The sequence below is a fragment of the Halomonas sp. A11-A genome (assembly GCF_003182195.1).
GTDB classification, from domain to species: Bacteria; Pseudomonadota; Gammaproteobacteria; order Pseudomonadales; family Halomonadaceae; genus Halomonas; species Halomonas alkalicola.
The window spans coordinates 1-8,539 of sequence record NZ_QGTM01000042.1 but is presented as its reverse complement, the minus strand read 5'-3'; the positions used below and the strand labels follow the sequence as shown (position 1 = coordinate 8,539).

Sequence of the window (8,539 nt, the reverse complement as noted above, 5' to 3'; positions counted from 1 at the left end):
GCAACACGCTATGAGCGACTGGCGAGAAACTACCAGTCGCTACTCAACCTTGTATCCGCCGTCATATGGCTGGCCTAATTGTTAACGCTCCCTAGGGTGAAAGCATTGCCCCGGGTTGGCAGGGGCTCAGGTCTGCTTGTTACGCGATCCCTCCAAGCGCCTATCCCGTTGAGAGCCCGCCTGAAGGAGGCTTTGTCATGTCTGATGTTCTGTCTGGCGCTTCGGCCCGAATCCGTCTTGTCTCGCTGCTGTTCCTGACGATGCTGTTCTCACTAGCGGGGCAGGCGAACGAGGACATCGAAGGCGCTGGCGATCATCCGCTGGTCGAACGCATTGCCGGCTCCTTTATTACCGACAATTTTCGCGATGAGTTCAAACGCGTCGTGCTGCCTGCGGGTCCCTTCGATCGATCGGAGCGGGCGCATACCGAGCAGCTTGCCCTGGAGGGTGAGTGGCTCAAGATGATCTACCGCTTCGACGACCCCGATATCAGCGATCTTCGCGTTCACCGCACCTTTGTGCAGACTTTGCCAGAGGCCGGTTTCGAACTGATCTTCGAGGGAAGTGACCTGGATCTGATCGAGCAGAACACGGGCCGCTCGGCGGATTTCCTGACCAATACCAGTGAGTCCTACCTGCTGACTAACCGAGGGCCTCTCCTGAATCGTCAGCCAGTGCACTATCTGCTGGCGCGCTCGCAGGATGCGCCCGTGCACGTGGCGATCGCCACGTATCAGGCTCCCGGTCCCGGCGGCGGCACCCAGTATGCCATCACCGTGGTAACCGAAGAGGAGATGGAGGTTGCCACGGAGCACCGCCCGCTGTCGGCCAGTGAAATGGAGCAGGGCCTGATGGAATCGGGGCGTGTCGCCATTCAGGATATCCTGTTCGCCTTCGATTCCGATGAAATCCTGGCTGAGTCCAGCTCGTCACTGGCGACCATCGCTGAATTGATGCAGGAGCACCAAGAGCTGGGCCTGCTCGTGGTGGGTCATACCGACGATGTCGGCAACTACGACTACAACCTGCGCCTGTCCATGGAGCGGTCAACGGCAGTGGTTCGCTATCTTGAGCAGCGGCACGGGATTGCCGGGTCGCGGTTGAGATCGGCGGGTGCCGGCATGATGGCGCCGATTGCGTCCAACCGGACCGAGGCCGGGCGGGCACAGAATCGCCGGGTGGAGCTGGTCGAGATGCGCGACTGAGCAGCCGCATCGTTCGGCGCTTGCTCCTTGCTTGCACCCTCCTGTCATGCAGCTTGCGAAACCACTCGTTGCGCTTCTGGGAGAGGGAGCCGTCGCGGTAGTGGTCGCCAGGGCATGATAGAGATGCTGGGGGCCATCGTTGGCGATGTCATCGGCTCTATGCGTCGCGACCCCGGCTGCCCGATGACCTGTGCCGCGTGGTGGCGGCCTTCGAGGCGCGCTTTGCCGCGGCCTAGTCGCCTGTCATCTTACCTGGCGGCTTGGCTCGCTCAGCGTGCCGTCAGGATCTCCCTGAGCTCGCCGTGGCGCTCCGGGTGGGCCACCAGCAGGCTCTGCCACTCGGCGGGGTCCGGGTCGCCGGCAAGGTCGGTCACTATGCAGCCCGCCTCCCGAGCGATGACGATGCCGGCGGCGACGTCCCAGAGGTCGAGCCGGGCACCCTGGGACCAGAAGGCGTCGAAGCGGCCGAGGCCCGCATGGGCGACCTCGAGCGCCGCCGAGCCGGGCACGCGAATGCCGGCCACGCGAGACATCAGCCGGGTGAGCTGGTCCAGGCTGGTCGCGCAGTCGCCCTTGGCGTGATAGGGCAGGCAGGTGGCGATCAGCATCTCGTGCAGGGCTCTGGCTGGGGAGGCGGTGATGCGGCCGGCGTTGCGGTGGGCGCCCTGGCCTCGCACCGCCCACAGCATCTCGTCCAGCAGCGGCTGGTAGACCACCCCGTGGGTGAGGGTGTCGCCTTCGCGTGCGGCGATGGAGACCGAGAAGTGAGGCACCCGGTGCAGGAAGTTGTTGGTGCCATCTAGAGGGTCGATGATCACCGTGAGTCTCCCGCCCTCGGCGGGGGTTTCGCCCGTCTCCTCGCCAATGAAACCCGCCTCGGGATGGGCCCGCCGCACCGTCTCGATGATGGCGTGCTCTGCCGCCCTGTCGTAGTGGGTCACGAAGTCCGAGGCACCCTTGGCCTCGAAGTCGATGGCGCCGGCGGCGTGGTAGCCCTCGCGCAGCAGCTGGCCGGCGGTGCGGGCGGCCTGCTGGAGGGTCTCGATCAGCGTGGAGGCGGGAGGTGTCATGCGGCTTGCTCCTTGGTCTTGAGCGTATCGTCGAGGCGCCGGCCTGTCTCCCGATGAAAGGGGTGCAGGGCGTCGCGGGTGATATGGACGTGCAGGCGCTGGCCCTCGGCCACCGTCGGCTGGCCGGCGGTGCGGATCACCAGGGGCTGGTCGCTGTCGGCCAGGCGCACATGGAGGTGGCTCTCGGCGCCGGCGGCCTCGAAGAGCTCCAGGGTGGCCGCAAGGGTCAGGTGGGGGGCGCGGGGTGGCTCGAGGCGCAGCGCGTCGGGGCGAACGCCGACGATGCCGGTGCCCGACGGCAGGTCGTGGAGCAGGGCGCCATGGGACGCCGCGCCCGGGCCGCTCAGCAGAGCCTCCAGGGGCAGCAGGTTCATGGCCGGCGAGCCGATGAAGGTGGCCACGAAGAGCGAGGCGGGCCGGGCATAGATCTCCATGGGCGTGCCCACCTGCTCGATGCGCCCGCCGTTGAGCACCACCAGGCGGTCGCCCAGGGTCATGGCCTCCAGCTGGTCGTGGGTGACGTAAAGACTGGTGGTCTTCAGGCGGCGCTGCAGCCGCTTGATCTCCACCCGCATCTGCACCCGCAGCTTGGCGTCCAGGTTGGAGAGCGGCTCGTCGAAGAGAAAGGCCGCGGGCTCGCGCACCAGGGCCCGGCCCATGGCCACCCGCTGTCGCTGGCCGCCGGAGAGCTGGCGCGGCTTGCGGGGCAGGAAGGGGGCGATCTCGAGCATCCTGGCGGCCTCCTCGACCCGGCGGCGGATCTCGTCGCGCCCGAAACCGCGGTTCTTCAGGCCGTAGGCCAGGTTGTCGAACACCGTCATGTGCGGATAGAGCGCGTAGTTCTGGAACACCATGGCGATATCGCGCCGAGCGGGCTCCAGATCATTGACCCGCCGCTCGCCGATATGCAGCTCCCCCGAGCTGATGGTCTCGAGCCCCGCCACCATGCGCAGCAGGGTCGACTTGCCGCAGCCCGAGGGGCCCACCAGCACCACGAATTCGCCGTCGGCCACCTCCAGGTCGACGCCCTTCACCGCCTGCACGCCGCCGGGATAGGTCTTCTCGAGACCCTCGAGCTTGATACTTGCCATCATTACTTCTCCGTCTCGGTCAGGCCCTTCACGAACAGGCGCTGCATGAACAGAATCACCAGCACCGGGGGCAGGGCGGCCATCACCACCGCGGCCATCACCAGGTGCCATTGGGGGTCGCCGTCGGCGGCGGTGGTCATGCGCTGGATGCCCATCACCACGGTGTAATAGTCGCTGTCGGTGGTGATCAGCAGGGGCCAGAGGTACTGGTTCCAGCCGTAGATGAACAGGATCACGAAGAGGGCCGCGATATTGGTGACCGAGAGCGGCAGCAGGATATCCTTGAAGAACCGGAGGGGGCCGGCGCCATCCACGCGGGCGGCCTCCAGCAGCTCTTCCGGCACCGTCATGAAGAACTGGCGAAAGAGGAAGGTGGCGGTGGCCGAGGCGATCAGCGGGATGGAGAGCCCGGCGAAGCTGTTGAGCATGCCGAGGTCGGCCACCACCTGGAAGGTGGGGATAATGCGCACCTCCACCGGCAGCATCAGGGTGACGAAGATCAGCCAGAAGAAGAACAGCCGGAAGGGGAAACGGAAGTAGACGATGGCAAAGGCCGAGAGCAGCGAGATGACAAGCTTCCCCACGGTGATCGCCAGCGCCATCACCAGGCTGTTGAAGAGCATCTGGCCCACGGGCGGCGCCCCGGCCCTCGAGAGGCCGCTCTCCCACATAGTGCGGTAGTTCTCCAGGGCGTGGCCGCCGGGCATCAGAGGCAGGGTGCCGCGCAGGAACTCTCCCGGGGCCTGGGTGGAGGCGACGATGGCGATGTAGACGGGAAATAGCACCAGGGCCACGCCGGCGATCAGAATCAGGTGCGCGGCCAGCTGGCTCAGGGGGCGGTGTTCGACCATGGGGGCTCCTCCGGGTCAGTAGTTGACGCGCCGTTCGATGAAGCGGAACTGCACCACGGTGAGGAGCACCACGATGGCCATCAGGATCACCGACTGGGCGGCGGAGCTGCCCAGGTTGAGCCCCACGAAGCCGTCGGCGTAGACCTTGTAGACCAGGGTATTCGTCGCCTGGGAGGGGCCGCCCTGGGTAGTGGCGTGAATCACACCGAAGGTGTCGAACATGGCGTAGACCACGTTGACCACCATCAGGAAGAAGGTGGTGGGCGAGAGGAGTGGAAAGACGATGGTCCAGAAACGCTTCACGGGGCCGGCGCCATCGATGGCCGCCGCCTCGATCAGCGACTGGGGGATCGACTGCAGCCCGGCCAGGAAGAAGAGGAAGTTGTAGGCGATCTGCTTCCAGGCGGCGGCGATGATTACCAGCATCATGGCATCGCTCCCTGAGGTGCGGTGGTTCCAGCGGTAGCCCAGCATTTCGAGCGCATAGGGCACGATGCCGATGGAGGGGTTGAAGAGGAACCACCAGAGCACCCCGGCGATGGCCGGGGCGATGGCGTAGGGCCACACCAGCAGGGTGGTGTAGGCGTTGCGCGAGCGCAGCATGCGGTTGACGGTGGCCGCCAGCAGCAGGGCGGCCGACATCGACAGCAGTGTGGTGCCGATGGCGAATACCGCGGTTACCGAGAGCGAGTCGAGATAGGTGTCGTCGGCGAAGAGCCGTGCGAAGTTGGCCAGGCCCACGAAAGTGCTGTTGAGGCCGAAGGCGTCCTCGCGCAGCAGCGACATGTATAGCGCCTGCAGCGAGGGCCAGATGAAGAAGATCAGGGTCACGATCACCTGGGGGGCCAGCAGGGCATAGGGCAGCCAGCGCCCGGGAAAGGTCATGCGTTTGGTCTGCATCGGAAGGCTCGAAGCGACGGTAAACAGGCGCCCCCTCCGCGGGGAGGGGGCGCAAAGGCAGGGCTCAGCGGTTGGCGGCCTCGAAGTCGCGCAGCAGAGCGTTGCCGCGGCGGGCGGCGTCGGCGCTGGCCTGCTCGCCGTTCTTCTGGCCGCTCATCACCGCCTCCATCTCCTCGGAGATGATGTCGCGGATCTGCACGAAGTTGCCGAAGCGTAGCCCCTTGGAGTTTTCCGTGGGCGGGTTGAGGTTCATCTGGCGAATGGAGATGTCGGCGCCCGGGTTCTCGGCGTAGAAGCCCTGCGTCTCGCTCAGCTCCCAGGCGGCCTGGGTGATCGGCAGGTAGCCGGTACGCTGGTGCCAGTCGGCCTGCACCTCGGGCCGGGAGAGGTACTCGAAGAAGGCGGCCACGGCCTCGTACTCCTCATCGCTGTGGCCCTGCAGCGCCCAGAGGGTGGCGCCGCCGATGATGGAGTTCTGGGGCGCGCCCTCCACCTCCGCGTAGTAGGGCTGCATGGCGAAGCCCACTTCGAAATCGGCGTTGGCCAGCACCCCGGCCCGTGAGGCGGAGGAGCCGAAGAACATGGCGCACTCTCCCGAGTAGAACATCGGCGCGGCATCATCCCCCGGCCCCGGGCCGCCCCAGCGGAAGACCCCTTCGTCCTGCCATGCCTTGAGGTTGTCCCAGTGACTCGCCACCAGGTCATTGTCGAAGACGAACTCCGTATCCAGGCCGCCGAAACCGTTCTCCCGGGTGCCCAGGGGCGAGTCGTGCATGGCGGAGAAGTTCTCCAGCATCACCCAGCTCGGCCAGGAGGTGGTGAAGCCGCAGCGGGCCGCGCCGCTCTCGCGCAGCCGGCGGGAGGCCGCGACGATCTCCTCCCAGGTCTCGGGCGTGCCGTTCAGGCCCGCGGCCTCGAAGGCGTCGCGGTTGAGATAGAGGATCGGCGTGGAGGAGTTGAAGGGGAAGGAGAGCATGTTGCCGCGGGTATCGGTGTAGTAGCCCACCACCGCCGGCAGGAAGGCCTCGCGGTCGAAGGCGCGGCCGTGGTCTTCCATCAGCTCGTGGATGGGGTAGATGGCCCCCTCGGCGGCCATCATGGTGCCGGTGCCCACCTCGAAGACCTGCAAGATATGCGGCTGCTGGCGTGCACGGAAGGCGGCGATGGCGCCGGTCATGGTTTCGGTGTAGTTGCCGCGGTAGCTGGGGTTCACCCGGTAGTCATCCTGGGAGGCGTTGAACGCCTCGGTGATGCCTTCGAGGATCTCGCCGAGCTCGCCGCCCATGGCGTGCCACCACTGGACCTCCACGGCGGCGTGAGCGGACAGCGACAGGGTAGCGGCGGCGATGCCGGCGGCCAGGCCTTTCAGTGTGGGTACGAACATGGGGCTCTCCTTGCGGTGTGATTCACGGCGATGACGTGGGCGGCGGTAAGCCGTTCTGCTCCATCGCCCGACGTTATCCGCACAAGGTGACGACGGCATGGCGGGTCGGTGTCAGTCGGTTGGCGACGGCGTGACGGCGAGATGGCAGTGCCGTGACAGGTCGCGCCGGTCATGCCTTTGTCACCGGTCTGGCCCAGGCTATGGGCCTTCCTGAACCACCGGGTAACTGGAGACCGTCATGCGCCTTGCCCTCTTCGACCTCGACGACACCCTGCTGGATGGCGACTGCAGCGCGCTTTGGAACGACTGGATGGTGGAGTGCGGCTGGATCGACGCCCCCGGCGAGTATCTCGCCCGTACCCAGGCCATGAACGCGGCCTACCACGCCGGCCGGCTCAAGCTGGAGCAGTACCTGGCCGTGACGCTGTCGCCGCTGACGGGACGCCACGAGGAGGAGGTCGCCGCCGAGGTCGAGGCCTTCGTGGCCGAGCGGATCGCACCGCGCCTCTTTCCTCAGGGACGCGAACTGGTGGCCCGCCATCGCGATGATGGCGACCTGCCGCTGCTGATCTCCGCCTCGTCGCGGCACCTGGTGGGCCCAGTGGCCAGGCAACTGGGCATCGAGCAGGTGATTGCCGTGGAGCCTGCGCTTGCGGCCGGGCGCTTCACCGGCGCCACCACCGGGGTGCTCTCCTACCGGGGCGGCAAGGTCACACGCCTGGAAAGCTGGCTGGCCGAGCGCAACGCCGTCGCCAGCCACCTCTGCTTCTACTCCGACTCCCAGAACGACCTGCCGCTGCTCAACCGGGTGGATCGCCCGGTGGCGGTCAACCCCGACCCGGTGCTCGCCGAGGTGGCCCGCCTCGAGGGGTGGGAGCGGCTGGAGTGGAAGCGTGAGCTGCGACGCCATGATGTGCCAAGTGCGGAAAGCGCGAATGAGTGACGCCTATTCCGGGCGTGGACGGCTGCCGTCCCGCCGCCCGGCTCACCGGAGAGATCCGATGCACTACCACTCCCCCGAGCGTCTTAAGTGCGCCATCCTCGACTGGGCCGGTACCGTGGTGGACTTCGGCTCCTTCGCTCCCACCCAGATCTTCGTCGAGGCCTTCGCCGAACTGGGCGTCGACATCAGCCTGGAAGAGGCCCGCGGGCCCATGGGCATGGGCAAGTGGGAACACATTCGCACCCTCTGCAACGTCCCGGCCATTGCGGCGCGCTTCGAGACGGCGGTGGGGCATGCCCCCAGTGACGCCGATGTCGATGCGCTGTATGAGCGCTTCATGCCCCTGCAGATCGCCAAGATCGGCGAGCACTCGTCGCCGATTCCCGGGGCGCTCGATGCTATTGCTGCGCTGCGCGAGCGGGGCCTGAAGATCGGCTCCTGCTCCGGCTACCCCGCCGTGGTGATGGAGCAGGTGGTGGCACGGGCCCGGGCCAACGGCTACGTGGCCGATCACGTCGTCGCCACCGACGAGGTGCCCAACGGCCGTCCGCATCCGGCCCAGGCGTTGGCGAATGTCATCGCGCTGGGCATCGATGACGTGGCCGCCTGCGTCAAGGTGGACGACACCGCGCCGGGCATTATCGAGGGGCGCAGTGCCGGCATGTGGACGGTGGCGCTGACCTGCTCCGGCAACGCCCTGGGGCTCGATTACGCTGAGTACCGCAAGATGGGGGAGGCCGAACTGGCGGAGAGACGAGCGTGCATCGAAGCGCAGTTCGCACCCGCAAGGCCGCACTTCATGATCGACACTATTGCCGAGCTGCCGGCGTTGGTCGCCGAGATCGATGCGCGTCTGGCTCGCGGCGAGCGGCCGTGAGCTCCGCCCCCCCCCTGGCGCTGATGCTGCCGGCGCCGGCCAAGCGGGCCGGCACCAGCATCATGCTGGAAGGGTTCTGCCTAGCCCGAATATTGCACCAGGCATGAAAAAAGCGGCTGAAAATCGGTTATAATTCAAGAGCCTAACCAAGAATTAGCCGACACAGCCGCCATGACAAAATGTACCACGCCCACCGCCACCTTTCCACGCTGCAAAGG

The 8,539-nt window shown here is 66.5% G+C and carries 8 protein-coding genes; 3 read left to right on the top strand and 5 right to left on the bottom strand.

The window, feature by feature from the left end; genetic code table 11:
* Nucleotides 1-197: 197 nt before the first annotated feature.
* A complete protein-coding gene (locus DER72_RS15635) occupies nt 198-1,205 on the top strand; it encodes an OmpA family protein (protein WP_110070863.1) in 1,008 nt (335 codons plus the stop codon).
* A gap of 269 nt (nt 1,206-1,474) precedes the next feature.
* On the opposite strand, the gene DER72_RS15630 is transcribed toward DER72_RS15635, so the two are convergent.
* From DER72_RS15630 to ugpB, 5 genes are all read right to left on the bottom strand, one after another.
* Entirely contained in the window at nt 1,475-2,275 is an 801-nt protein-coding gene (locus tag DER72_RS15630) for an inositol monophosphatase family protein (protein ID WP_110070862.1), read from the bottom strand.
* Nucleotides 2,272-3,366, bottom strand: a complete 1,095-nt coding sequence (locus tag DER72_RS15625) for a sn-glycerol-3-phosphate import ATP-binding protein UgpC (protein WP_110070864.1) — start codon at nt 3,364-3,366, stop codon at nt 2,272-2,274. The genes DER72_RS15630 and DER72_RS15625 overlap by 4 nt, the downstream gene beginning before the upstream one ends.
* A 2-nt stretch (nt 3,367-3,368) precedes the next feature.
* Entirely contained in the window at nt 3,369-4,217 is an 849-nt protein-coding gene (gene ugpE / locus DER72_RS15620; protein ID WP_110070861.1) for a sn-glycerol-3-phosphate ABC transporter permease UgpE, read from the bottom strand.
* Between the two features lie 15 nt (nt 4,218-4,232).
* The gene (ugpA, locus tag DER72_RS15615) at nt 4,233-5,117 is read right to left on the bottom strand and encodes a sn-glycerol-3-phosphate ABC transporter permease UgpA (protein WP_110070860.1); all 885 of its coding nucleotides are present in this window, start codon (nt 5,115-5,117) and stop codon (nt 4,233-4,235) included.
* Between the two features lie 64 nt (nt 5,118-5,181).
* On the bottom strand, nt 5,182-6,501 hold the full coding sequence (gene ugpB, locus DER72_RS15610) for a sn-glycerol-3-phosphate ABC transporter substrate-binding protein UgpB (protein ID WP_110070859.1): 1,320 nt from the start codon (nt 6,499-6,501) through the stop codon (nt 5,182-5,184).
* 238 nt (nt 6,502-6,739) lie between these two features.
* Here ugpB and DER72_RS15605 point away from each other — a divergent pair, with 238 nt between their 5' ends.
* Both DER72_RS15605 and phnX read left to right on the top strand, forming a co-directional pair.
* Nucleotides 6,740-7,444, top strand: coding sequence for an HAD family phosphatase (locus DER72_RS15605; protein WP_110070858.1), 705 nt, complete (start codon nt 6,740-6,742; stop codon nt 7,442-7,444).
* 58 nt (nt 7,445-7,502) lie between these two features.
* Nucleotides 7,503-8,321, top strand: a complete 819-nt coding sequence (gene phnX, locus DER72_RS15600) for a phosphonoacetaldehyde hydrolase (protein ID WP_110070857.1) — start codon at nt 7,503-7,505, stop codon at nt 8,319-8,321.
* Nucleotides 8,322-8,539 lie beyond the last annotated feature (218 nt).